Origin of the sequence: Klebsiella sp. H-Nf2 (assembly GCF_002806645.1) — a bacterium.
In the GTDB taxonomy this organism is placed as follows: domain Bacteria; phylum Pseudomonadota; class Gammaproteobacteria; order Enterobacterales; family Enterobacteriaceae; genus Klebsiella; species Klebsiella variicola.
This window is the reverse complement of the sequence record NZ_PIBL01000001.1, coordinates 995,642-1,019,172: the sequence shown is the minus strand read 5'-3', so window position 1 is coordinate 1,019,172 and position 23,531 is coordinate 995,642. Positions and strand designations below refer to the sequence as shown.

General features: G+C 57.1%; 24 protein-coding genes and 1 pseudogene. 9 read left to right on the top strand and 16 right to left on the bottom strand.

Annotation, left to right across the window (positions count from 1 at the left end):
• Positions 1 to 21: 21 nt before the first annotated feature.
• On the bottom strand, positions 22 to 1,119 hold the full coding sequence (locus tag CWM58_RS05035; protein ID WP_061154374.1) for an alkene reductase: 1,098 nt from the start codon (positions 1,117 to 1,119) through the stop codon (positions 22 to 24).
• A gap of 53 nt (positions 1,120 to 1,172) precedes the next feature.
• Positions 1,173 to 1,772 (bottom strand): TetR/AcrR family transcriptional regulator, encoded by a 600-nt coding sequence (locus CWM58_RS05030; RefSeq protein WP_008804625.1) that lies wholly within the window; start codon positions 1,770 to 1,772, stop codon positions 1,173 to 1,175.
• Between the two features lie 139 nt (positions 1,773 to 1,911).
• Here CWM58_RS05030 and CWM58_RS05025 point away from each other — a divergent pair, with 139 nt between their 5' ends.
• The 3 genes from CWM58_RS05025 (at position 1,912) to sodC (ending at position 3,690) form a co-directional block, all read left to right on the top strand.
• Positions 1,912 to 2,154, top strand: a complete 243-nt coding sequence (locus CWM58_RS05025; protein WP_162677415.1) for a DUF1289 domain-containing protein — start codon at positions 1,912 to 1,914, stop codon at positions 2,152 to 2,154.
• A 48-nt stretch (positions 2,155 to 2,202) separates the two neighbouring features.
• Positions 2,203 to 3,099, top strand: coding sequence for an aldo/keto reductase (locus tag CWM58_RS05020; RefSeq protein ID WP_100680412.1), 897 nt, complete (start codon positions 2,203 to 2,205; stop codon positions 3,097 to 3,099).
• Positions 3,100 to 3,168: 69 nt separating this feature from the next.
• Positions 3,169 to 3,690, top strand: a complete 522-nt coding sequence (gene sodC / locus CWM58_RS05015) for a superoxide dismutase [Cu-Zn] SodC (protein WP_061154377.1) — start codon at positions 3,169 to 3,171, stop codon at positions 3,688 to 3,690.
• On the opposite strand, the gene CWM58_RS05010 is transcribed toward sodC, so the two are convergent.
• Genes CWM58_RS05010 through CWM58_RS05000 form a run of 3 tightly spaced genes read right to left on the bottom strand, consistent with a single transcriptional unit; the run spans position 3,683 to position 6,850 of the window.
• Positions 3,683 to 5,707: an FUSC family protein gene (locus CWM58_RS05010; RefSeq protein ID WP_100680411.1), complete on the bottom strand. Its 2,025-nt coding sequence runs from the start codon at positions 5,705 to 5,707 to the stop codon at positions 3,683 to 3,685. The genes sodC and CWM58_RS05010 overlap by 8 nt on opposite strands.
• Positions 5,707 to 6,603, bottom strand: a complete 897-nt coding sequence (locus CWM58_RS05005; protein WP_061154379.1) for an HlyD family secretion protein — start codon at positions 6,601 to 6,603, stop codon at positions 5,707 to 5,709. Before CWM58_RS05005 ends, CWM58_RS05010 begins: the two co-directional genes overlap by 1 nt.
• A 10-nt stretch (positions 6,604 to 6,613) precedes the next feature.
• Positions 6,614 to 6,850, bottom strand: coding sequence for a DUF1656 domain-containing protein (locus CWM58_RS05000; RefSeq protein WP_004143834.1), 237 nt, complete (start codon positions 6,848 to 6,850; stop codon positions 6,614 to 6,616).
• A gap of 172 nt (positions 6,851 to 7,022) precedes the next feature.
• On the opposite strand from CWM58_RS05000, the gene slyA reads away from it, so the two are divergent.
• Positions 7,023 to 7,463: a transcriptional regulator SlyA gene (slyA, locus tag CWM58_RS04995; protein WP_008804631.1), complete on the top strand. Its 441-nt coding sequence runs from the start codon at positions 7,023 to 7,025 to the stop codon at positions 7,461 to 7,463.
• Between the two features lie 36 nt (positions 7,464 to 7,499).
• Here slyA and CWM58_RS04990 read toward each other — a convergent pair.
• Both CWM58_RS04990 and slyB read right to left on the bottom strand, forming a co-directional pair.
• Positions 7,500 to 8,860 (bottom strand): annotated as a pseudogene (locus CWM58_RS04990) (GGDEF domain-containing protein).
• 218 nt (positions 8,861 to 9,078) lie between these two features.
• A complete protein-coding gene (gene slyB, locus CWM58_RS04985; RefSeq protein ID WP_008804633.1) occupies positions 9,079 to 9,546 on the bottom strand; it encodes an outer membrane lipoprotein SlyB in 468 nt (155 codons plus the stop codon).
• Between the two features lie 268 nt (positions 9,547 to 9,814).
• Between slyB and anmK the strand changes: the two genes are divergently transcribed.
• The 5 genes from anmK (at position 9,815) to pdxY (ending at position 14,389) form a co-directional block, all read left to right on the top strand.
• Positions 9,815 to 10,939, top strand: coding sequence for an anhydro-N-acetylmuramic acid kinase (gene anmK / locus CWM58_RS04980; protein WP_100680409.1), 1,125 nt, complete (start codon positions 9,815 to 9,817; stop codon positions 10,937 to 10,939).
• A 92-nt stretch (positions 10,940 to 11,031) separates the two neighbouring features.
• Positions 11,032 to 11,355, top strand: a complete 324-nt coding sequence (mliC, locus tag CWM58_RS04975) for a C-type lysozyme inhibitor (RefSeq protein ID WP_061154382.1) — start codon at positions 11,032 to 11,034, stop codon at positions 11,353 to 11,355.
• A gap of 57 nt (positions 11,356 to 11,412) precedes the next feature.
• A complete protein-coding gene (gene pdxH, locus CWM58_RS04970) occupies positions 11,413 to 12,069 on the top strand; it encodes a pyridoxamine 5'-phosphate oxidase (RefSeq protein WP_032731006.1) in 657 nt (218 codons plus the stop codon).
• 124 nt (positions 12,070 to 12,193) lie between these two features.
• Entirely contained in the window at positions 12,194 to 13,468 is a 1,275-nt protein-coding gene (gene tyrS, locus CWM58_RS04965; protein ID WP_012968045.1) for a tyrosine--tRNA ligase, read from the top strand.
• Between the two features lie 60 nt (positions 13,469 to 13,528).
• Positions 13,529 to 14,389: a pyridoxal kinase PdxY gene (gene pdxY / locus CWM58_RS04960; RefSeq protein WP_061154383.1), complete on the top strand. Its 861-nt coding sequence runs from the start codon at positions 13,529 to 13,531 to the stop codon at positions 14,387 to 14,389.
• Between the two features lie 42 nt (positions 14,390 to 14,431).
• On the opposite strand, the gene gstA is transcribed toward pdxY, so the two are convergent.
• From gstA to rsxA, 9 genes are all read right to left on the bottom strand, one after another.
• On the bottom strand, positions 14,432 to 15,037 hold the full coding sequence (gene gstA / locus CWM58_RS04955) for a glutathione transferase GstA (protein WP_061154384.1): 606 nt from the start codon (positions 15,035 to 15,037) through the stop codon (positions 14,432 to 14,434).
• Positions 15,038 to 15,147: 110 nt separating this feature from the next.
• On the bottom strand, positions 15,148 to 16,653 hold the full coding sequence (dtpA, locus tag CWM58_RS04950) for a dipeptide/tripeptide permease DtpA (protein ID WP_061154385.1): 1,506 nt from the start codon (positions 16,651 to 16,653) through the stop codon (positions 15,148 to 15,150).
• A 601-nt stretch (positions 16,654 to 17,254) separates the two neighbouring features.
• Positions 17,255 to 17,890: an endonuclease III gene (gene nth, locus CWM58_RS04945; RefSeq protein WP_100680407.1), complete on the bottom strand. Its 636-nt coding sequence runs from the start codon at positions 17,888 to 17,890 to the stop codon at positions 17,255 to 17,257.
• A 1-nt stretch (position 17,891) separates the two neighbouring features.
• Positions 17,892 to 18,590, bottom strand: a complete 699-nt coding sequence (locus tag CWM58_RS04940; RefSeq protein WP_008804642.1) for an electron transport complex subunit E — start codon at positions 18,588 to 18,590, stop codon at positions 17,892 to 17,894.
• A gap of 2 nt (positions 18,591 to 18,592) precedes the next feature.
• Positions 18,593 to 19,213: an electron transport complex subunit RsxG gene (gene rsxG / locus CWM58_RS04935; protein WP_032691405.1), complete on the bottom strand. Its 621-nt coding sequence runs from the start codon at positions 19,211 to 19,213 to the stop codon at positions 18,593 to 18,595.
• Between the two features lie 10 nt (positions 19,214 to 19,223).
• Positions 19,224 to 20,276, bottom strand: a complete 1,053-nt coding sequence (rsxD, locus tag CWM58_RS04930) for an electron transport complex subunit RsxD (RefSeq protein WP_061154386.1) — start codon at positions 20,274 to 20,276, stop codon at positions 19,224 to 19,226.
• Positions 20,277 to 22,334: an electron transport complex subunit RsxC gene (gene rsxC, locus CWM58_RS04925; RefSeq protein ID WP_100680405.1), complete on the bottom strand. Its 2,058-nt coding sequence runs from the start codon at positions 22,332 to 22,334 to the stop codon at positions 20,277 to 20,279.
• Entirely contained in the window at positions 22,327 to 22,905 is a 579-nt protein-coding gene (gene rsxB / locus CWM58_RS04920) for an electron transport complex subunit RsxB (RefSeq protein ID WP_074385673.1), read from the bottom strand. Before rsxB ends, rsxC begins: the two co-directional genes overlap by 8 nt.
• Positions 22,905 to 23,486 (bottom strand): electron transport complex subunit RsxA, encoded by a 582-nt coding sequence (gene rsxA / locus CWM58_RS04915; protein WP_002907658.1) that lies wholly within the window; start codon positions 23,484 to 23,486, stop codon positions 22,905 to 22,907. The genes rsxB and rsxA overlap by 1 nt, the downstream gene beginning before the upstream one ends.
• Positions 23,487 to 23,531 lie beyond the last annotated feature (45 nt).

Genomic DNA, 23,531 nt, shown 5'->3' with positions numbered 1-23,531 from the left:
TCGCCGCTATCAATGGAGGGATTACAGAGTAGGGTAATCGGTATAACCTTCCGCGCCGCCGCCGTAATAGGTTTCCGGGCGCTGCGGGTTGAGCGCTGCTTTTTTCTGCAGGCGGGCCACCAGATCCGGGTTGGCGATATAATCGCGGCCAAAGGCCACGGCATCAATCAGCCCTTTATTGATAAGATCGTTGGCTTTTTCTACCGTGTAGGCGCCCGCGCCAATGATCACGCCCGGGAAGCGGTCGCGAACTTTCTGACGGAAGGCTTCACTGTACGGCTTGCCGCCCGCCCAGTCCGGCTCGGACATGTGCAGATAGGCGATACCGCGTTTTGCCAGCTCGCTAATCAGATACAGCGCGTCTTCTTCTTCGTTCGGGCCGTTATCCACATTCTGGAAGCTGCCAATCGGCGACACGCGGATGCCGATCCGGTCAGCGCTCCACTCTTTGCTCACGGCGTCGACCACTTCCAGTACCAGACGGGCGCGGTTCTCCACGCTGCCGCCGTACTGGTCGGTACGCTGGTTCGCCGACGGCGAGAGGAACTGGTGCAGCAGATAGCCGTGGGCCGAGTGCAGCTCGACCAGATCGAAGCCAGCGTCACGGGCATTGCCGACCGCCTGACGGAAATCGTCGACGATCCCCGGGATCTCTTCGGTTTCCAGGGCACGCGGCATCGAGGTGTCGGCGCGAATAGCGTGGCCGTTTTCATCGCGCAGGGAGGTGCGAGTACCGGCGCTCAGCGCGGAAGGCGCTACCGGCGCGGCGCCGCCAGGTTGCAGGCTGCTATGGGAAATACGCCCGGTGTGCCACAGCTGGACGGCGATACGGCCATTTTCCGCATGAACACCGGCGGTGATTTTCTGCCAGGCGGCAATCTGCTCCGGGCTGTGCAGGCCCGGCGCGCCGGCATAGCCTTTGGCCTGGGCAGAAATCTGCGTCGCTTCGGTGATGATCAGGCCGGAGCTGGCGCGCTGGCGGTAGTATTCGCCCATCAGCGGGGTAGGGATATCGCCCGGCTCGATGCTGCGCAGACGCGTCAACGGCGCCATAAATACGCGATTAGGGACGGTGACCGCACCGACTTTCAGCGGGCTGAATAATTTTGCTTCCGACATAGTGACTCCTGAGTAGACCGGTCGTCTAGTAACTGATGAAATAAAAACGCCTGTTATACCGCAGGCGCCGCAATAATCTGTTTGGCGTGGGCAAGGGCGCTTTCCAGCGGCCTTGCGCTACGCGTAATTTTGGCCTGCAGGTTGGCCCCGAGCCACAGGGAATACAGCACCTGCGACAGGGTCATGGCCTCGCCGTCAAACGCCAGACTGCCTTCCTGACGTCCTTTCTCCAGCGCGTCGCCCAGCAGGGCGATAATCTGACTGGCACCATGGTCCATGGCGGTACGCATATCTTCCGACAGGTCGCAGACCTCTGCTGACAACTTGACGGTAAGACATCCGCTAATAATCCCCTGCTGGCAGAACTGATTCAGCGTGTGCTGATAATAAGCCAGCAGGCGGTCGCGATAGTTGCCGTCGCCATGATCGAAGTGGTCGACCAGGCGCTGCAGATATCCGGTGTAGTGATGTTCAAGCAGCGCGACGCCGAAGGCTTCTTTAGAGCGGAAGTAATGGTAAAAAGAGCCCTTGGGCACTTCCGCCGTCTTCAGAAGTTCGCTCAAGCCCATTCCGGTAAAACCGCGATGCATGCAGAGCTGCTCGCCGGTGACCAGGATATGTTCTCGGGTATCGCATTCGCTGTGTCTGTTCATGCAGCACACTGTAATAGACCGATTGGTCTATTGCAAGTCTCAGCGGAAAAATGTTAGCTGGCGCAGCACACCGTGAACAATATTTGCGTCCGTGCGGGGAAACGTCTTCAATGAAAGGAGACGAGGGGACAGGAGGCGTGTGGTGGCAGAGCAGTTAGAGTTTTTCCCGGTGCAGAGCCCGTGCCGGGGAATATGTCAGACCGACGAGCGCGGCTATTGTCGCGGCTGTTTCCGCAGCCGTGAGGAACGCTTCGACTGGCAAAAAATGAGCGATGCGCAGAAACAAGAGGTTTTGCGTCTTTGCCGTCAACGCCTGCTGCGCAAATTACGCGCGAACAGGCCAGATCCGGCGGAAGAACCGCAGCAACCCTCACTGTTTTAAACCAAAAAGTACGTATACTCAGTACACTTTTTTATTGAGGAAGCGGTTATGGTTCAGCGTATTGCTATGGCTCCCCAGGGGCCGGAATTTTCGCGTTTTGTGATGGGCTACTGGCGTTTGATGGACTGGAGAATGTCGCCAGGCGAGCTGGTCAGCTTTATTGAACAGCATCTCGATTTAGGCGTAACCACTGTCGACCATGCCGATATCTATGGCGATTATCAGTGTGAGGCTGCCTTTGGCGAAGCGCTGAAGCTGGCGCCGCATCTGCGTAGTCGGATGGAAATTGTCAGCAAATGCGGCATCGCCACCCGGGCGCGGGCTGAAAACACCATCGGCCACTATATCACCGACCGCGACCACATCGTGCTGAGCGCTGAGCAATCGCTGCGTAATCTGGCGACGGACCATCTCGATCTGCTACTGATCCATCGGCCGGATCCGCTAATGAATGCCGATGAAGTGGCTGAGGCGTTCCTCGCGCTGCATCACAGCGGAAAAGTGCGCCACTTTGGCGTATCTAACTTTACCCCAGCCCAGTTCACTCTTCTGCAGTCGCGCCTGCCGTTTACCCTGGCCACCAATCAGGTCGAAATCTCGCCGGTGCATCAGCCGCTGTTGCTCGACGGCACGCTCGATCAGCTGCAGCAACTGCGTATTCGTCCGATGGCGTGGTCCTGCCTTGGTGGCGGGCGCCTGTTCAATGAAGAGGGCTTCCAGCCGCTGCGCGATGAGCTGGCGCAGGTAGCGCATGAGCTCAATGCCGATAGCATCGAGCAGGTGGTCTATGCCTGGATACTGCGTCTGCCGTCGCAGCCGCTGCCGATTATCGGCTCGGGCAAAATCGAGCGCGTGCGTTCCGCGATTGTGGCCGAAAAACTCAGCATGGCTCGTCAGCAGTGGTTCCGTATCCGCAAAGCTGCGCTCGGTTACGACGTACCGTAACGGGCATTTCGCCTCCGGAAAGGCGTTCCTGGTTTACACTTAACAGGGAGACAGCCATCCGGAGGTGTTATGCAACGATGTATTCTCGCGATCTTATCCCTCGCATTTTGCGCTGGCGCACAGGCCGTCAGTGAAGATGTTCAACTTAATCTCGTGACCGCCCAGGGCGTCGGGCAGTCCATCGGCAGTGTAAAAATCACCGAAACCGATCGCGGCCTCGAATTCGCCCCCGATCTGCGGGCATTACCGCCGGGCAAGCACGGTTTTCATATCCATGCCGAAGGCAGCTGCCAGCCCGCGATGAAAGAGGGCAAAGCGGTGGCCGCTGGGGCGGCGGGCGGACATTATGATCCGCAACATACCGGCAAACACGAAGGGCCGCTGGGCACCGGACATCTTGGCGATCTGCCTCTGCTGGTGGTCAACGACGCGGGTGTGGCCAACCAGCCAATTATTGCCCCGCGTCTGAAAACGCTGGCGGAGGTGAAGGGGAAAGCGCTGATGGTCCACGTGGGCGGTGATAATATGGCCGACAACCCACAGCCGCTGGGCGGCGGCGGCGAGCGGTTTGCCTGCGGGGTGATTAAGTAGTCTTTTCGCCAATCGTGCCGGCGATCGGGGCCTGTTCCAGCTGTGACAGGGCGCAATACAGTCGCCAGATTGCGGCGGCCAGCTCCCGGGCCGCCGGCTGATGATGATGGTTCAGGACGTCGCAGATCCGCAGTAGCTCCTGCAGGGTGGAGGCCAGCGGGCGCTGCTGCACGCCGCGTTCGCTCATCACATCGCGCAGCAAATTGATGCACAGGTCGCGCACCTGAGCGAGGGGATCGGAGCGGGTTTCCCATTCCCGAAGCTGCCAGACAACGTGCGAACAGTTGAGCAACACCACCCCCCAACGTAGTAGCCAGCGCCGTGCCAGGGCATCTTTACTCTGACTGAGCTGGCTGACATGGTGGTACACCAGCGATTCAAATTCATGTTCGCTGTGCTGGGGATGACGGCTGAGCTGATCGACAAAGTGACGCCGTAACGCTCTGATATGGCGCCGTCCTTTACGGGCATCCGAGCCCGGACTGAGCACCGCAAAAGCCAGCCAGGCAAAACCCACGCCGACAATCTTGCTTAAGTTATCGTTAAAAAAAGCCGCATAGTCGTACACCGGCGGATTGGTGACGGAGATAAACGAGCCCATAAACACGATAAGCTGCCCCCACAGGCCGGCATATTTGGGCCACTGTAGTTTCAGCAACTGCATGGTGGTCAGGAGCGGGAACAGAAATAGCAGAAACTGCCACAGGTCAGTTATCTGCACCATCAGGCCAAACTTCACCACAAAGCTGAACAGAGAAAGCAACACCAGGGTCTGCATCAGCAACGTCAGCGAGCGAAACGGCGAGGCCGAGACCGAATAGAGCACACAGCAGATGGAGGCCAGGGTCAGGGCGGCCGCGCAGCTGGTCCACTGGGTGCTGATCCCCCATGCGCCAATTGCCACCAGCGCACAAAAAGTACGGATGCCGTTGAGCAGCGCCTCCGTCTGGTCGGTGTGGCGGGCCAGGGCTGGTGCCGAAGGTACGTTGAACTCAGCGATCGCCGACGCATTCTCCACGCGGCGGATCCAGCGACTGCTTTCCAGATAAATGCGACAGAAATAGCGCAGCCGTGCCCAGAAGGCGATATGGCGATAATCGGCATCCGGCGGCGGCGCCAGAGGTGCCAGAATGCGGGCGACGTGATAGCTGTCGGCATGGGGAGTGGCGAGTTCAGCGAGCAACGATTCCAGCACCTGACGAGTGTTCGCTGGCGCGTCCGGCCAGTTCAGCAGCATGCGTCGCAGACTGGAAATGACGCTGGTCATTCGGAGCTGCTGATGCAGCAGGTAATTCAGCAGGGGGTTCTGCCGGCGGAAGCGGTAGTGGCTCCAGAAGGCCTGGATCCGCAGCAGGTTCATGGTGAGGATCTGGCCAATCACACTTTCGTGGGCGGTGCGAATGGCATCCGTCGTCTCCGGCACCCACAGCAGGCTGGCGTGTTCCAGCAACCGGGCGTGCATGGTTTTCAGGGCCGTCAACAGGTTGCTGCCGTCAGAGGTGCTTGGCAGGATCATCATCATCAGCCCGCCGCAGAGGATCCCGACGATGACTTCGCAGACGCGCGACTGGGCGATCACCCAAAGTTCGTAGCTGTCGCTGATGTTAATGACCGGAAACGCGATGATAGCGCAGGTATAGCCCGCAAGCTGAAAGGCGTAGGCCACGTTGTTGGTGAACAGGGCACAGGCCCAGGTGCACAGCGCCAGCCAGCCGGAGATGCTGAACAGGAACAGCCAGGGATCGTTCAACGTATGGCCCGCCAGCAGCAAAGCAGCGCAGGCGCCGAGCAGGCTGCCGGCGATGCGGCCAAAGCTTTTACTGATCACGCCGCCGACGGTGGGAAAGCTGACCACTGCCGCGGAGGTCATCGCCCAGTACGGCTCATCGAGATCCAGCGCGTAGGCGATGCTTAACGCGAGACACATAGCGATGCCGTTACGCAACGCGTATCGCCACTGCGGGCGGGTGGCTTTAACCCATGGCAGTGCGCGCCACGACAGGGCTTGCAGATTCATTATTGTCTGCCGACCGAGACAGTGCAGGTGGTGCCGGAGACCAGTGTGACGTCCGCCGGCAGCTCGTCAAAGGCAATCCGCACTGGAACGCGCTGGGCGAGACGTACCCATGGGATATTCGGTTTGATATTGGCCACCAGTCCATTCCCCTGCTCAACGCTTTGATCGACAATCGCCCGGCCGATGCTGGCGACATGCCCGTGCAGCGTCTGCTGGTTACTATAGAGAATAATCTGCGCCGGATCGCCGATACGGATATGGCGCAGTTTGGTTTCTTCAAAGTAGCCCAACACGTAAAACGAGTGGCTGTCTACCAGGGCAAAGACCGGATGGCCGGTAGTGGCGTAATCGCCGACGCGAGTGGAGAGGTTGGTCACCCAGCCGTCCACTGGCGCTTTGACCGTCGTTTGGCTTAACTGCCATTGCGCATGTTTCAGCATCGCCTCGGTGACGCCCAGTCCCGCTCTGGCGGCCGCCAGGTTGGTGGTGGCCGTGTTCAGTGCGGTATTAACGTTTTCAAGATCTTCAGCCGAGATCGCATTCTGCGACAGGTTGCGGCGACGGCGCGCATCGCTGGCGGCCTTCGTTTGCTCAGCCTGCGCTTTCGCCACTTCGGCTTGCGCTTTCGCCAGCTGCGCCTGGGCGTTCAGCACGGCAATACGGTAAGGCGTGTCGTCGATAGTGAACAGAACATCTCCGGCGTTGACCCGTTGGTTATCCGTCACGTTCAACTGCAGAATGCTACCTGAGACCTGAGGGGTGATCCCGACCTGCTCTGCACGCACTTTGCCGTCGCGGGTCCAGGGTGACTGGGTGTAGTAATTCCATAACAGCCATGCGGCAATCAGGGCGATGGCCGCAACCAACAGCGTTGACAAATATTTTAGTTTTTTCATAGCAGGGAGATCACCAGGCAATCAGTAACACCAGGGCCAGACAGACCGAGAGCGCGAACAGGGAGAGATCCATCAGCAGGGGATGCCAGATGTCGCCGGCATACATCCAGTCTCGCAGCTGACGATGTAAAAACAACCAGATAAAAAAACCCAATAAGACGGCTTTGAACAGCGGAGGGAAATAGACGGACGCGCCGAACACCAGGTCCTGCAGCGGCAATCCGGATGTGTTAAGACTCAGTTTCACAAGCAAAAATCCTTTGCCATTACAGGGGTAACCTCAGGGCGTGCTACGCTATAACAGTGTAAATCATTGTTTTGGTTTTTGTTGAATCAAGTAATTCATTTGTTTTGATAATTCAAATGCTGCACACTATTCTAAAATCAGTATAATAACTTAGCAAGCTAATTATAAGGAGATGAAATTGGAATCGCCACTTGGTTCTGATCTGGCACGTTTAGTCCGCGTTTGGCGCGCGCTAATCGACCATCGCCTGAAACCTCTGGAGTTAACGCAGACCCACTGGGTCACGCTGCATAACATCCACCAGCTGCCGCCTGAGCAGTCGCAGATCCAGCTGGCGAAAGCCATCGGTATTGAACAGCCGTCGCTGGTGCGCACGCTCGATCAGCTGGAGGAGAAAGGGCTTATTTCTCGCCAGACCTGTTCAAGCGACCGGCGGGCCAAGCGCATCAAGCTGACTGAAAAAGCTGAACCGCTGATCAATGAGATGGAAGAGGTGATAGGCAAGACCCGCGATGAAATCCTGTCGGGGGTGTCAAAGCAGGAAGTGGAAACGTTGCTCCACTTAATTCGTAAACTTGAACAAAATATCCTCGATCTCCAGGCAAAAGATTAATTTTTTAGCGGCCCGGGTTGCCCCGGGCCGTTTTTTTTAGTCGCCAGGGTGACGCCAGACCACCACCCGATTACGCCCGCTGTTTTTCGCTTCATACATGGCCGCATCCGCACGCTCCACGCAGGCTTCTGCGCTCACACTTCCATCGCGCGTCGTATACAACCCCATACTGATGGTCATTCGCTCCGGCAGATGGTTTTGCTCAGCGTTGACTGCCAGGCGGATGCGCTCGGCGATCGCCAGGGCGTCTTTCTCGGCGGTGTTGACCAGCAGCAGGGCAAACTCCTCACCGCCAATGCGGGCGGCAGCGTCATCCACGCGCGAATGGCTCTCCAGCACCGAGGCGGCAAACTGGATCACTTTGTCGCCGGCGACGTGACCGTAGTTATCATTGATGCGTTTGAAATGGTCGAGGTCGCTGATGATCACCGACAGCGGATGCTGGCTGCTTACCTTCGCCAGCTGCTGGTTCAGGGTATCGTAGAAGAAGCTGCGGTTGTAAAGCCGGGTCAACGGGTCGCGAATCGAGTTCTGGTACGAGTTGACATACTTATGGTTAGACTCCCGATAGAGGACAAATACATCGACCAGCAGCACCAGAATCAGGAACAAGGTGCAAAGTGTCTCGAAAAAACGCGCCTCGTACCAGGTCTGATCGAGTTCCCCGACGGTGGAGATCAGCTGGAAGAGGGTGAAAAGATAAGCGCTGCAAAAAAAGCGCCGCTAAACCAGAAAATATTGCGTAATTTACTCAGGCTAATTAATAAAATAAGCGTGATAAACCAAATAGCCATCAGCAGCCAGCCGATAATACTTTGCCACAGCGGCGTGAAGGTATGACTAAGATCGTCGATAAAATTGATGCTCAGCCACGGCGAGTGGCTGGAGTACATCCACGATAAACAAATAATTGTAAATGTAAAAACGATACACGCTGCGAATGTAATTATGTGAGCTTTCAGCGAGTGCATGATGCGCTGGCGGAAGTAATATAAAACAATAGATGACGTGAATAATACAGCCATCATTATATTGCGGAAGAAATAATAGATAACGGCGTCATTTTGATTAATGACCGGGGTCGGATTGCAGCTAAGCCAGTCCGGATAGCTGCTGAGGGTGCCCAGCATCAGCAGCGCTGAACAGGCAAAGCCGAAAGCAACAGGTGTAAGGTACAGGCGGCGCTTACTGCTCCAGTATTTCATGCCCATAAAGCAGGCAATAGTGATATGAAAGACCATCAGAAAACTGGTCAGCAGAGGAAATAATATTGATGAGGTAGTGCTGAAACTGGTGTGAAATAAACCGGTCAGTCCGGCTATGCCGAATCCGGCCAGCAAGCAAATAAAAATATAAATGATAAGACGTTTAGCAACATGATTGACATGTTTGAGCATAGGCAAGATCCCAGAGAGAAAAGCAACCGCGACCTTCAGTCGACAGAATATTATGACAATCTGAGAGTAGTGGGGGCGGTAAGATAAGATATTGCGCAGGCGCAATGATTGATGAAATACTTAAATTAATATATCTGATTGCTAATGCGAATCTATTACGGTGGAATAACCGTGGCTGAAAAATACGATGCGGCGCCACGGGCCGCATCGTAAGGGGTTTATCGAGGAGAGACGGTGACCTGGCTGCCGCTGCCGGCAATGGCGACGCGCTGACCCACAGAGAACGGCGTGCTGCCCTGTTTCTGCACCACCAGAATGGTGTTGCCATCATCCTTACGGATTTCCAGCTCTACGCCCTGGGTTTTATTCATTGCACCCTGAACGCCCTGGCCCGCGACGCCGCCCGCGACCGCACCAGCCGCGGTGGCAAGAGAGCGTCCGGTACCGCCGCCGATGGTGTTGCCGAGGAACCCGCCGAGCACCGCACCGCCAATGGCGCCGATGGCATTGCTGTCGTCGCCGCTCTGGATCTGCACGGCGCGCGTATGCACAATCGTACCGTAAGTTACGCTCTGCACCTGTTTGGCTTCAGATGCGGAATAAACGTCGCCGGACAGGCCGCTGCTGCTCACGCAGCCTGCGAGCGTAAAACCAATCATCGATACAGCCAAAACACGTAAAATCATTTATGAATCTCCTGTTCACCGAAGGTGTTCAATTGAACGTCCATACGGTTAATTATATGGCATTTAGTCGTCGGCGGGCATAGCTTCCGCCCTGACTATACAAAAAATAATAATAAATATTGCTTCAACCTAAACTAAACGCCGGTTCTTTACGGTGTTCTCTGAAATGTCGCTCTATTGTTAAAAAGTATTATAACAACATAGCATTAGCGGACGCTTTATGGTGGAGTGAGGCCTATACGAGGGTCATGGAATGAAGGAAAAACGTATGAGATCGGGTCGTTTTATTGGCGTTATGTCCGGTACCAGCCTTGATGGTATCGATGTCGTGTTGGCCGCCATCGACGAAAATATCGTGGCGCAGCAGGCCAGTCTCACCTGGCCCATCCCACACGCAATAAAAGAAGAGATCCTCGCGATTTGTCAGGGCCAGTCGTTGACCCTCTCACAACTGGGGCGTCTGGATACTCGTCTGGGGCGGCTGTTTGCCGATGCCGTACTGGCGCTGATGCGCCAGGAGAATCTCAAGCCCACCGATGTCATCGCTATCGGCTGCCATGGACAGACCGTATGGCATGAACCGCAGGGCGACGCGCCGCACACACTGCAAATTGGCGACAACAACCAGATCGCCGCGCATACCGGAGTCACGGTGGTGGGGGATTTTCGCCGGCGTGATATGGCGCTTGGCGGGCAGGGGGCGCCGCTGGTTCCGGCATTTCATCACGCGCTGCTGGCGCACCCCGTTGAGCGGCGGATGGTGCTGAATATCGGCGGGATCGCCAACGTATCGCTGCTGGTGCCAGGACAGCCGGTGCGCGGCTATGATACCGGGCCGGGAAATATGTTGCTGGATGCCTGGGTCTGGCGTCAGCAGGGTAAACCGTATGATAAGGACGCCCAGTGGGCCAGCGAAGGCAGAGTGCTGCTGCCGCTGCTGCAGGATATGCTAAGCGATCCGTGGTTTGCTTTACCGGCGCCGAAAAGCACCGGTCGTGAATATTTCAATTACGGTTGGCTGGAAAAACATCTGGCCCGCTATCCGGGGCTGCGTGGGCAGGATGTGCAGGCCACGCTGGCGGAATTAACCGCTGTGACCATCAGTGAGCAGGTATTGTTAAGCGGCGGCTGCGAGCGTTTGTTAGTGTGCGGCGGCGGCGCGCGTAACCCCTTGTTAATGGCGCGCCTGGCGGCACTGCTGCCGGGAACTGAAGTCTCCACCACCGATGAGGCGGGGATCAGCGGCGACGATATGGAAGCGCTGGCCTTTGCCTGGCTGGCCTGGCGCACGCTCGCGGGTCTGCCGGGTAATCTGCCCTCAGTGACCGGCGCCAGCGAAGCCACGGTGCTGGGCGCCATTTTCCCGGCTAACCCGCCGCAGAATCGGAGTTAACTGAAATCTTAAACACGGCGCGACCGGTAAACTGAATAAGTTAAGCGGAGGGCGGAGTGCCCTCCGTGACCGGGAAAGTCGAAGGCAAACGAATGAAAAAAATTCTTATCGCAGTTGTACCTTTTATGCTGGCGGGCTGTAGCTACTACAACCAGTTTGTCGAGCGGATGCAGACGGACACGCTGGAGTATCAATGCGACCAGAAACCGTTAACGGTCCATCGCAATAACACCCGCCAGCAGGTGAGTTTTATCTATGATAATCAGCAGCTGAACCTGACTGAGGGGCTGTCGGCTTCGGGGGCGCGCTACACCGACGGCGTCTATGTCTTCTGGTCGAAAGGCGATACCGCCACCGTTTATAAACGCGATCGCATCATCCTCGATAACTGTCAGCTGCAGACGGCCAAACGTTGAGATTTCTGTCGGGGGGGCGCACAATAACGCCACCTTATGACTACATCCTCAATGGCCATGTCTGATAACGACGAACTCCAGCAAATCGCGCACTTGCGCCGTGAATACACCCGTGGCGGTTTGCGTCGCCACGATCTTCCTGCTGAACCCCTGCCGCTGTTTGAACGCTGGCTGCGTCAGGCCTGTGACGCCAAACTCGCAGACCCGACGGCGATGGTGGTTGCTACTGTTGATGAGCGCGGCCAACCTTACCAGCGTATTGTGCTGCTGAAGCATTACGATGAAAAAGGGCTGGTGTTTTATACCAACCTTGGCAGCCGCAAAGCCCATCAGATTGAAAAAAATCCCCAGGTGAGCCTGCTGTTTCCGTGGCATATGCTGGAGCGCCAGGTGATGGTGATCGGCAAAGCGGAGCGCCTGTCGACGCTGGAAGTGGTCAAATATTTCCACAGCCGCCCGCGCGATAGCCAAATCGGCGCCTGGGTCTCCCAACAGTCCAGTCGCATTTCCGCCCGCGGGATTCTGGAGAGCAAATTCCTCGAGCTGAAGCAGAAATTCCAGCAGGGTGAAGTGCCGCTGCCGAGTTTCTGGGGCGGATTCCGCGTCAGTGTCGAGCAGATGGAGTTCTGGCAGGGGGGCGAACATCGGCTGCATGACCGCTTTTTATACCAGCGTGATAATGGCGCCTGGAAAATAGACCGCCTGGCACCGTAAACGCCGAAATTAGTTATCGAAGCGCTGGCGCTGAAAGGGCCGGCGCTTTATTCTATGTACTTTTCGCATCTGGCGAAAAGTCGTGTACCGGCAGAGGTGCAGTCGTTTATACATGGAGAATTTGATGGCAAGCAGTAACTTGATTAAACAATTGCAAGAGCGGGGGCTGGTAGCCCAGGTGACGGACGAGGAAGCGTTAGCAGAGCGACTGGCGCAAGGCCCGATCGCGCTCTATTGCGGCTTCGATCCTACCGCTGACAGCTTGCATTTGGGGCATCTTGTTCCATTGTTATGCCTGAAACGCTTCCAGCAGGCAGGTCATAAACCTGTGGCGCTGGTGGGCGGCGCAACCGGTCTGATTGGCGACCCAAGCTTTAAAGCCGCTGAGCGTAAGCTAAATACCGAGGATACCGTGCAGGAGTGGGTGGATAAAATCCGCAAACAGGTGGCCCCGTTCCTTGATTTTGACTGCGGCGACAATTCGGCGATTGCGGCGAACAACTATGACTGGTTTGGCAGCATGAACGTGCTGACCTTCCTGCGCGATATCGGCAAACACTTCTCTGTTAACCAGATGATTAACAAAGAAGCAGTGAAGCAGCGCCTGAATCGTGACGATCAGGGTATCTCCTTTACCGAGTTCTCCTACAACCTGCTGCAAGGGTACGACTTCGCCTGCCTGAACAAGCTGCACGGCGTGGCGCTGCAGATCGGCGGTTCCGACCAGTGGGGCAACATCACCTCCGGTATCGATTTGACCCGTCGCCTGCACCAGAACCAGGTGTTTGGCCTGACGGTTCCGCTGATCACCAAGGCAGACGGCACCAAATTCGGTAAAACCGAAGGCGGCGCCGTGTGGCTGGATCCGAAGAAAACCAGTCCGTACAAATTCTACCAGTTCTGGATCAACACCGCGGACGCTGATGTCTATCGCTTCCTCAAGTTCTTCACCTTTATGGACATGGCTGAGATCAATGCCCTGGAAGAAGAAGACAAAAACAGCGGTAAAGCGCCGCGCGCCCAGTACGTGCTGGCAGAGCAGGTGACGCGCCTGGTCCACGGCGAAGAAGGCCTGGAAGCGGCGAAGCGCATTACCGAAAGCCTGTTCAACGGTAATCTGAGCGACCTGAGCGAAGCAGATTTCGAACAGCTGGCGCAGGATGGCGTGCCGATGATCGAAATGGAAAAAGGCGCGGATCTCCTGCAGGCGCTGGTGGATTCCGAGCTGCAGCCGTCCCGCGGTCAGGCGCGTAAAACCGTTGCCTCGAACGCGGTGACTATCAACGGTGAAAAACAGGCCGACCCGGAATATGTATTCAGCGACAGCGACCGTCTGTTCGGCCGCTACACCTTACTGCGTCGCGGTAAAAAGAATTACTGCCTGGTCTGCTGGAAATAAAAAATAAAACCAGGGCGTGGGAAACCACGCCCTTTTTCTTTTTAGGGTTGTGGTAAGAAAATGAAGAACATCCTCGCCATTCAGTCTCACGTTGTGTTTGGCCACGCCGGCAACAGTGCCGCCGAGTTTCCGATGCGCCGTCTGGGCGCCAATGTCTGGCCCCTGAATACCGTTCAGTTCTCCAACCATACGCAGTACGGTAAATGGACAGGTTGCGTGATGCCACCTTCACACCTGACGGAAATCGTCCAGGGCATCGCCGACATCGATAAGCTGCAGACCTGCGATGCGGTACTGAGCGGCTATCTCGGTTCCGCTGAACAGGGCGAGCATATCCTCGGTATCGTGCGTCAGGTGAAAGCGGCCAATCCGGCGGCGAAGTACTTTTGTGACCCGGTGATGGGCCATCCGGAGAAAGGGTGCATCGTCGCGCCCGGCGTGGCGGAATTCCACGTGCGCTATGCGCTGCCGGCCAGCGATATTATTGCGCCGAATCTGGTTGAACTGGAGATCCTGTGCGGTCATCCGGTCGCCAGCGTCAGCGAGGCGGTAGCTGCCGCGCGGGAGCTGATTGTCCAGGGGCCGGGGGTGGTGTTGGTTAAACATCTCTCCCGCGCCGGTCTGAGCATGGATCGTTTTGAGATGCTGCTGGTGACGGCAGATGAAGCCTGGCATATCAGCCGGCCGCTGGTGGATTTTGGCCTGCGTCAGCCGGTCGGCGTCGGTGATGTGACCAGTGGACTGCTGCTGGTGAAACTGCTGCAGGGTGCCAGCCTGCGCGATGCGCTTGAGCACGTCACCGCCGCGGTGTACGAGATCATGCTCACCACTAAAAACATGCAAGAGTATGAACTGCAGGTGGTGGCGGCGCAGGATCGCATTGCCGTACCGGAGCACTGCTTCAGCGCCACCCGGCTGTAACTTCCCGGGCCTGCCCGACGGTCCGCCGGGCAGGTTCAGGCCTTATTTTAAGCCTTCTGCCGCCAGTGCGTCAGCCACCGCTGGACGCGCTGCCACCTGCGCCATCCAGCTGCCGATATGACCATAGGCAGCCATATCCAGTTTTATGCCATAGCCCCAGCGCAGCACGGTGAACAGATAGCCATCGGCGATAGTGAAGCGATGGCCGGTCAGCCACTGTTTATCTTCCAGCGACGCATCAACATACTGCAGTTTCTTCTCGAGCAACGCCCGCGCGACAGGCTTATAGTCCTCCGGGGTATCCTGGCGGAACAGTGGGGTAAAGCCTTTATGCAGCTCGGTGGCCACGTAGTTCAGCCACTCCAGGGTCTGGTAGCGGGCGATGGAGCCCACTGGCGCCAGCAGATGGCGGTCCGGCACCTGATCTGCGATGTACTGCATAATAGCCACGCCCTCAGTCAGCAGGATGTCATCATCCAGCAGTAACGCCGGCACCTGACCTTTCGGGTTGATCAGCAGATAGTCATCCCCGTTTTCCAGCCGTTTTTTGGCCAGGTCCACGCTCTGCAAAGTGAAATCCAGGCCGCTTTCGCGCAGGGCGATGTGCGAGGCAAGGGAACAGGCGCCGGGTTTGTAGAACAGTTTCATGCGTAACTCCTCGTGGCTGCAGTTTTCTGTATGTTAGTCCCGCCAGGGGTAAAAAAAAAGCCGCTAACCTAACGTTAGCGGCTTAAAAATAATTGGTTTTCCCTGCGGCGTCAGGCTGCCGCGGTTTCGCGTGCTTTCAGGTCTGCGCTGTCGTCCTGAGTCATACGATTCAACTTCGGCGCGGTCAGCAGCATCAGGGCGGCAATAACCGCGGTGACGATACCAATCTGCAGGAACACGTGGCCGTAGACTTCCAGCGACACCAGCGGGTCAGTCACGTTTTCCGGCACCGCCATCAGGTTGGCGATTTTCCCGGCGATGATCGCCGCGCCGGCGGTGGTGAGGAACCAGCTGCCCATAATGAAGCCCATCAGACGCTGAGGAACCAGCTGAGCGACCATCGCCAGACCGAGGCCGGAAATCATCAGCTCACCGATAGACTGCAGCGCGTAGCTCAGGATGAGCCAGTTAACCGAGACGATACCTGCGTCGCTGGCGAACTTCGCCCCTAAAGGCAGGACGAGGAACGCGCCAGAGCACAGCACCATACCGAAAGCGAATTTATGCGGCATCGGCATGCGGTCGCCCATCTTGTTATAAATGGCTGCCAGAATAGGGCTACCAATCATGATCCAGAACGGGTTCAACGCCTGATACTGTTCCGGTTCGAAGGCGATACCGAGGATCGAGTGCTCAACGTTACGGATAGCGAAGAAGTTCAGGGAGGTCGGCATCTGGCTGTAGAGTACGAAGAAGACAATCGCTTCTACCATCAGCAGGAAGGCGACGATCATTTTACGACGTGCGGCACCTTTCAGACCCATGGTTTCTTTGGCGAAAATCACGACGATACCCAGCGCGACGACGCCCAGCACCATACGTGCGATACCCTGGTTGTGCAGCAGCCAGGTGGCGATGGCGACCAGCACCACCACGCCAGCGATGGTCGCCAGCAGTTTACCCATGTGTACCGGGGCAAAGTCCGGTTTGGAGCCGTACTGTTTAACCCATTTCTGGCAGAAGGCAAAGTTAATAATCGTGATCACCATCCCCACCACGCTAAGGGCAAACGCCACGCTCCAGCCGAAGCGAGCGGCCAGCCACGGGGTTGCCAGCATAGAGAAGAACGAACCGATGTTGATGGACATATAGTACATGGTAAATGCACCGTCCAGACGTGGGTCGTTTTTGTCATAGCAGGTCGAAAGCAGGGAAGACGGGTTGGCTTTAAACAGGCCGTTACCGACGGCGATGGTCGCCATACCCATATAGACGATGGCAGCATCATGGCCGGACCAGGCCACCAGTGCATAGCCGATGGCCAGCACGACAGCGCCCAGCATGATGACACGTTTGGTGCCGAGCACTTTGTCGCCCAGCCAGCCGCCAATGGCAACCAGGCCATAGACCAGCGCGCTAAAGGAGGAGAACAGAGTAATGGAATCCGCTTCCGACATACCCAGCTGTTTTACCAGGTAAACGGCCATGATCCCTTGCAGGCCGTAATAACCAAAACGCTCCCATAACTCGATCGAGAAAATGAGATAGAACGCGCGTGGTTGTTTGAAAGCGTTCAGACTCACACTTTCTGCTGGTTTATTGTTTGCAGTAGACACATATACCTCTTTTTTTACATCCCATATTTACTGGGGGGTGTTCGGGGCGCAATCTCGTTGGACCGCCGCCTTTATAGTTATTTTGGGAGGGAAAACGGCAGGTAATGTTCACTATCCTGGCGCATCAGGCAAGGCCTTTGTAATAATCTGTTACACATAATATGTGCGGCATAATGATCCGGACATATGAATGTTATCCAGAGTTAAATTTCACCGTTTCGTTATCGTTGCTATTTTTATCTTTTTAATCAGCGTGATTTTGCCAAACAGGCGATATATTCTGCTGAATGACCTTATAGGCAGTGATATGGTCCATTATCCTAAAAATTAATGGGCTATTATCCTGGCAATCTTTGCTCAATCGTTGTAATGCCTGACATTTATTTTCATTTTCACAACATGTAATCAACATAAAGTTGCGAGCATGATCTTGATCACAAATGTATAGAAATTTTGCGGCGAGAAAAAATGAATGAACTGACTGTTCGTTATATGACCGGATTATTACCCACCATAAAGCACATTTTCTGGTGTTAACGACGGGTTAAATGCATAAATTCGAGCCATAACTGAAAGTGAGGTTATGGCTCAGGCGAAGGTATCAGGCGTAGACTTTCTCTTTGAATTCGCAGAGGTCTTCAATCAGGCAGGAGCCGCAGCGCGGCTTGCGGGCAATGCAGGTATAACGTCCGTGCAGGATCAACCAGTGATGACAGTCGACCTTAAACTCGGCGGGGACCACCTTCAGAAGCTTCTCTTCCACCTGCTCAACATTCTTGCCCGGGGCGAACTGCGTCCGATTACAAACGCGGAAGATGTGCGTGTCCACGGCGATGGTTGGCCAGCCAAAGGCGGTATTCAGCACCACGTTGGCGGTTTTACGGCCCACGCCGGGCAGTGCTTCCAGCGCTGCTCTGTCTTCCGGCACCTCGCCGTTGTGCTGCTCCAGCAGGATGCGGCAGGTCTTGATGACATTTTCCGCTTTGCTGTTAAACAGGCCGATAGTCTTGATATACGATTTCACCCCATCCACCCCCAGCGCCAGCATCGCTGCGGGCGTATTGGCCACCGGATAGAGTTTGGCTGTCGCTTTGTTGACGCTGACGTCGGTGGCCTGCGCCGAAAGCAGAACGGCAATCAGCAGCTCGAACGGCGAACTGAAATGCAGTTCGGTAGTGGGGTGGGGATCGTTTTTCCGCAGCCTGGTGAGGATCGCCAGGCGTTTGGCTTTGTTCATATTATGCTTTCCCTGTCACGTCAGACGGGGCGACAGAAACGGCCCGGGCCGCTTGCGCCTTCCGCTGCTTGCTACGTTCATCGATGAGGTATTTTACCGCCAGCATCATGCCGAGGCCAATAAAGGCGCCTGGCGGCAGCATAGCCAGCAGGAAGGGGGTATCCGTATGGAAAACTTCGATGCGCAGCACCTTCGCCCAGCTGCCAAGCAGACTATCGGCGCCGTCAAATAGCGTGCCGTTGCCAAGGATCTCGCGCAGGGAGCCCAGCACAAACATCGCGCAGGTGGCGCCCATGCCGATAGAAAAGCCATCCAGCGCCGACAGCGCCGGCCCTTTTTTGGCGGCAAAGGCTTCGGCGCGGCCCACCACGATGCAGTTGGTTACGATAAGCGGGATGAAAATCCCCAGCGACTGGTACAGGCCGAAGGCATAGGCGTTGATCAGCATCTGTACGACGCTCACCACCGAGGCGATGATCATCACGTAGATGGGAATACGGATCTCCGCCGGCGTCCAGCGGCGCAGGCTGGAGATGGTCAGGTTGGTTAAGGTCAGCACCAGGGTGGTCGCCAGGCCCAACCCAAGGGCGTTGGTGGCGGTCGAGGTGACTGCCAGCAGAGGGCACATACCTAGCAGCTGTACCAGGGCGGAGTTATTTTTCCACAGACCCTGGACGATGACGTCTTTAACTTCGCTCATGGTTATTCTCCACAGGCGGTGAATTCAGGAAGTTGCGCAGGCAGCGTTTGTGCATACAGGCCTGCGCGCTTAACGGCATTGACCACCGCCCGGGGGGTGATGGTGGCGCCGGTGAACTGGTCAAAATCGCCGCCATCTTTTTTGACCGCCCAGTGGCTGTCGCCCTGGCCGTGGATGACTTTCCCGGCAAAATGGGTGATCCAGTCCGACAGACGAAGCTCAATTTTATCGCCCAGACCCGGCGTTTCATGGTGCTCGGTCACGCGGGTGCCGAGGACGGTGCCGCTAAAATCGGCGGCAACCAGCAACTGTATTGCCCCGGAGTAGCCATCCGGCGCGGTGGCTTCCATGACCGCGCCGATCGGCTGGTCGTTATTCTTAGCGATCCATACTTTATGCTGGCCTTTGCCCAGCGCCGGGGCGCTGACCAGATAGCAGCTCTTGAGCAGATCGTTATTATAGCGGTCGGCAGGTAAGACCTGATCAAATAACGCTTTCTGCTGCAGGGCCGCCTGCTGATCAATAGTGCTTTTCGTCAGTTCATTGATCGCCGCCGTCAGCCCGGTGGAACCGGCGGCAAACAGCGCCAGCGTGACGCCGTGTTTTCGCATCGTTTTTAACATCATCGCTCTCTCAACGGTGGCCATACACGCGCGGACGCGTGTAGTAATCGATCAGCGGCACGGTAATATTCGCCAGCAGAACGGCAAATGCCACGCCATCCGGGTAACCGCCGAAGCTGCGAATAAGCCACACCAGCAGGCCGGCGAGGGCGCCAAAGATCAGACGGCCGCGGTTGGTTGTTGAAGCCGTCACCGGGTCGGTCAGAATAAAGAAAGCGCCGAGCATGGTGGCGCCAGAGAACAAATGCATCTGCGGCGACGCCAGGCTCTGCGGCGAGAATAACCAGCCGAGGGTGGCACACAGGCCAAGGCTGACGAGAAAGCTGACCGGAATATGCCAGCGGATCGCTTTCTGCCACAGCAGGAACAGACCGCCCGCCAGCCAGGCGATATTCACCCACTGCCAGCCAAGGCCCGCCAGTACGCCACCGTAAACCGGCAATTGCAGCACCTGCTGGACGCTATGCCCGGCATGCAGAGAGGTTTTAAAGGTATCCAGCGGCGTTGCCTGGCTGATGCCGTCAATACCCAGTCGCAGGCTGGCCATGTCGCCCCCGGCGGCGGTATGCCCGGTGAAGATCATCTGCAGCACATCGCTGAACGCCGGAATCTGGGCGGCAATTTCATATGAAGGCAACCAGGAGGTCATCTGTACCGGGAACGAAATCAGCAGCACGACGTAGCCGATCATCGCCGGGTTGAACGGGTTATGGCCTAATCCACCGTACAGCTGCTTGGCGATCACCACGGCAAAGGCAGTGCCGAGCACCACCATCCACCAGGGGGCCAGCGGCGGAATACTCACCGCCAGAAGCAGGCCAGTGAGCAGGGCGGAATTGTCCTTCAGGGTCGCCACAATATGCTGTTTACGCAGTTTGAGAATTGCGGCTTCCGTTGCCCAGGCCGTCAATGCGGCGAGGACAATCTGCAGTACGGTACCCCAGCCGAAAAACCAGGTCTGGACCACAATGCCAGGCACGGCGGCGAGCAGCACCAGCAGCATAATGCGCGAGGTCTGCCGCTGGTTATGGGTATAGGGGGAGCTTGCGATTCTGAAAACCATTTATTCCTCGTTAACTGCCTGCTGTGTTGCTTTACGCGCCTGAACGCGAGCGATCGCCGCGGCGACGGCCGCTTTGCGTGGGTCGTCATTGGCTGCGGCTGACGCGATATCCGGTTGTGCGGCCTGCTGTTCGGCTTTGCGCGCTTTGGCGCGGGCGATAGCGGCTTCCACCGCGGCCTTGCGCGGATCGACGGCGTCCGTTGCCGGGGTTTCCACCGGCGCGGCCTGCTGTTCGGCTTTACGCGCCTTGGCGCGGGCGATAGCGGCTTCCACCGCGGCCTTGCGTGGGTCGACGGTGTCGGTTGCCGGCGTGTCTACCGGTGTAGCCTGCGGTTCGGCTTTGCGCGCTTTGGCGCGGGCGATGGCGGCTTCCACCGCGGCCTTGCGTGGGTCGACAGCGTCAGTTGCCGGGGGTTCCGCAGGCGTAGCCTGCTGCTGTGCTTTGCGTGCCCGGGCTTCGGCCTTCCGCGCTTCGCGGGCGGCAATTGCCTCGCTGTTATCCGGTTTGGCACCAGACTGAATCACGATCGGTTGCGCCGCATCACGCTGTTTGTCGCGTACTCGAGCCAGAGCGGCGTTAATCGCATCCTGATCTTTGGCGGCAGGCTGAACGACAGCTTTTTTATGCCGTTCGGCGCGGGCGGCTTTTTCACGCTCCAGGCGCGCCTGTCGGGCTTCGAATCGCGCTTTAGCTTCTGCGGCGCGCTGCTCTTCCTGGCGAATCGCGCTGATCTCCGCTTTCTCCTGACGGAAGTACTGCACCAGCGGAATATTGCTTGGGCAAACCCACGCGCAGGCGCCGCATTCGATGCAGTCCGCCAGATTGTGCGCGGTAGCTTTATCGTGCTGCTGGCCTTTGCTGAACCAGTACAGCTGCTGCGGCAGCAGATCGGCCGGACAAGCGTCGGCGCAGGCGCTGCAGCGAATGCAGCCTTTTTCTTCCTGCGGCTCGCCCATCTCGCTGGCGGAAGGCGCCAGCAGACAGTTGGTGATCTTCACCACCGGGACGTCCAGACCCGGCAGGGTAAAGCCCATCAGCGGGCCACCCATGATCACCATCGGCTCGGCGCTGGCGCAGAAGCCGGCGTCGTTTAGCAGATGGCGTACCGGGGTACCAAGGCGCGCCCAGACGTTGCCTGGCCGCGAGACCGCCTCGCCGGTCAGGGTGACTACGCGCTCCGTTAACGGCTCGCCGTCAATCACCGCGCGTTTTATCGCATAGGCCGTCCCCACGTTCTGCATCAGCACGCCAATATCCGACGAACGACCGCCGTGGGGCACCTGCTTGCCAGTGAGAATTTGGGTAAGCTGCTTGGCCCCGCCGGAGGGGTATTTAGTGGGGATCACCCGCAGCGAGATGCCATGGGCGTCGCAGAGCACCGCCCGCAGCATCGAAATGGCCTGCGGTTTATTGTCTTCAATGCCGATCAGCACTTCGTCAGGCTGCAGAATATGCGCGAGGATGCGGATCCCGTCGACAATCTGCGCCGCGCAATCCTGCATCAGGCGGTCGTCCGCCGTGATATAGGGTTCGCATTCGGCGGCGTTAATAATCAGCGTCTTAATTTTATCGCCGCCGCCGCGCAGTTTGCTGCCGGTGGGGAAACCGGCCCCGCCGAGGCCCGCGACGCCAAACTGATGAATGCGTTCGATAAGCGCTTCGCGCGTGCGGACCTGATAATCACTCCAGCCATCGCGCTCAATCCAGCGGTCTTCGCCGTCGGCGTCAATGATCACGCTCATCTCCGCCAGCGCCGACGGATGAGCGGTGGTGTGCGGGGCGATGGCGGCAACGGTACCGGAGGTCGGGGCGTGTACGGGCAGCATTCTTCCCCATCCGCGGGTCAGCGGCTGCCCGCGCAGCACCCGATCGCCCACCTTGACGCACAGTTCGCCTTCGGCGCCAATATGCTGCTTCAGCGGAATGATAAGGCGCTGCGGCAGGGACACCTGGCGCAGTGGGGTACCGTTAGACTGGGTTTTCATTTCTGGCGGATGAATACCGCCGTTAAAATCCCAGACTTTATCTTTTCGGAAAGCGGAAAATAACTTAAACATGTTGTTCCACAGGAATATTGCGCACCGGGATCGTATGGAGATCCCATTTCCAGGTTTCCGGGGTGGTCGCCACCGGAACGAGCGAAATGCACTGGGTCGGGCAAGGGGCTACGCACAGATTACAACCGGTGCACAGGTCGTTCATCACGGTATGCATGGCGCGGGTTGCCCCGACAATCGCATCCACCGGACACGCCTGGATGCATTTGGTGCAGCCAATGCAGTTCGGCTCGTCGATTACCGCGAGCATGCGAACTGGCTCCGCCTCCTGTTCATCGCCATCGACCGGCTGCGGGTCGACGTTCAGTAAGGCAGCGATTTTTAACATCACGGCTTCGCCACCTGGCGCGCAGCGGTTAATTTTTTCACCCTGGGCACCGACAGCTTCCGCATAGGGGCGGCAGCCGGGGTATCCGCACTGCCCACACTGGCTCTGCGGTAACAGTTCATCAATTTTTTCCACCACCGGGTCGTCCTGCACCGCGAAACGGCGGGAGGCATACCCCAGTATTAAGCCGAAAATCAGCCCTAAGAGGCTGATGGCGATGACGGCTATCCAGACTGCGCTCATTACAACTTCACCAAACCACTAAAGCCCATAAAGGCCAGAGACATTAAACCGGCGGTAATCAATGCGATGGCATTACCGCGAAACGGCGCGGGCACATCGGCCACCACCAGGCGCTCGCGGATCGCCGCGAACAGCACCATCACCAGCGAGAAACCGACGGCGGCGGCAAAGCCGTACAGCGCGGACTGCAGGAAATTGTGCCCCAGATTAATATTCAGCAGCGCCACCCCGAGTACGGCACAGTTGGTGGTGATCAGCGGCAGAAAGATACCCAGCAGGCGATAGAGCGCCGGGCTGGTTTTACGCACCACCATTTCAGTGAACTGGACCACCACGGCGATGACCAGAATAAAGGCCAGCGTGCGTAAATAAACCAGATTTAACGGGATAAGGATCCAGGTATCGATCAGCCAGGCACAAATAGAGGCCAGCGTCATCACGAAGGTGGTGGCAAGCCCCATCCCCATTGCGGTTTCCAGCTTTTTGGAAACCCCCATAAACGGGCACAGGCCAAGAAACTTCACCAGAACGAAGTTATTGACAAGGACAGTACCAATAAAGAGCAGTAAATAATCAGCCATCATGCGACCTGAAACGAAAAAAAGCCGCTTATTATCGAATAAAAC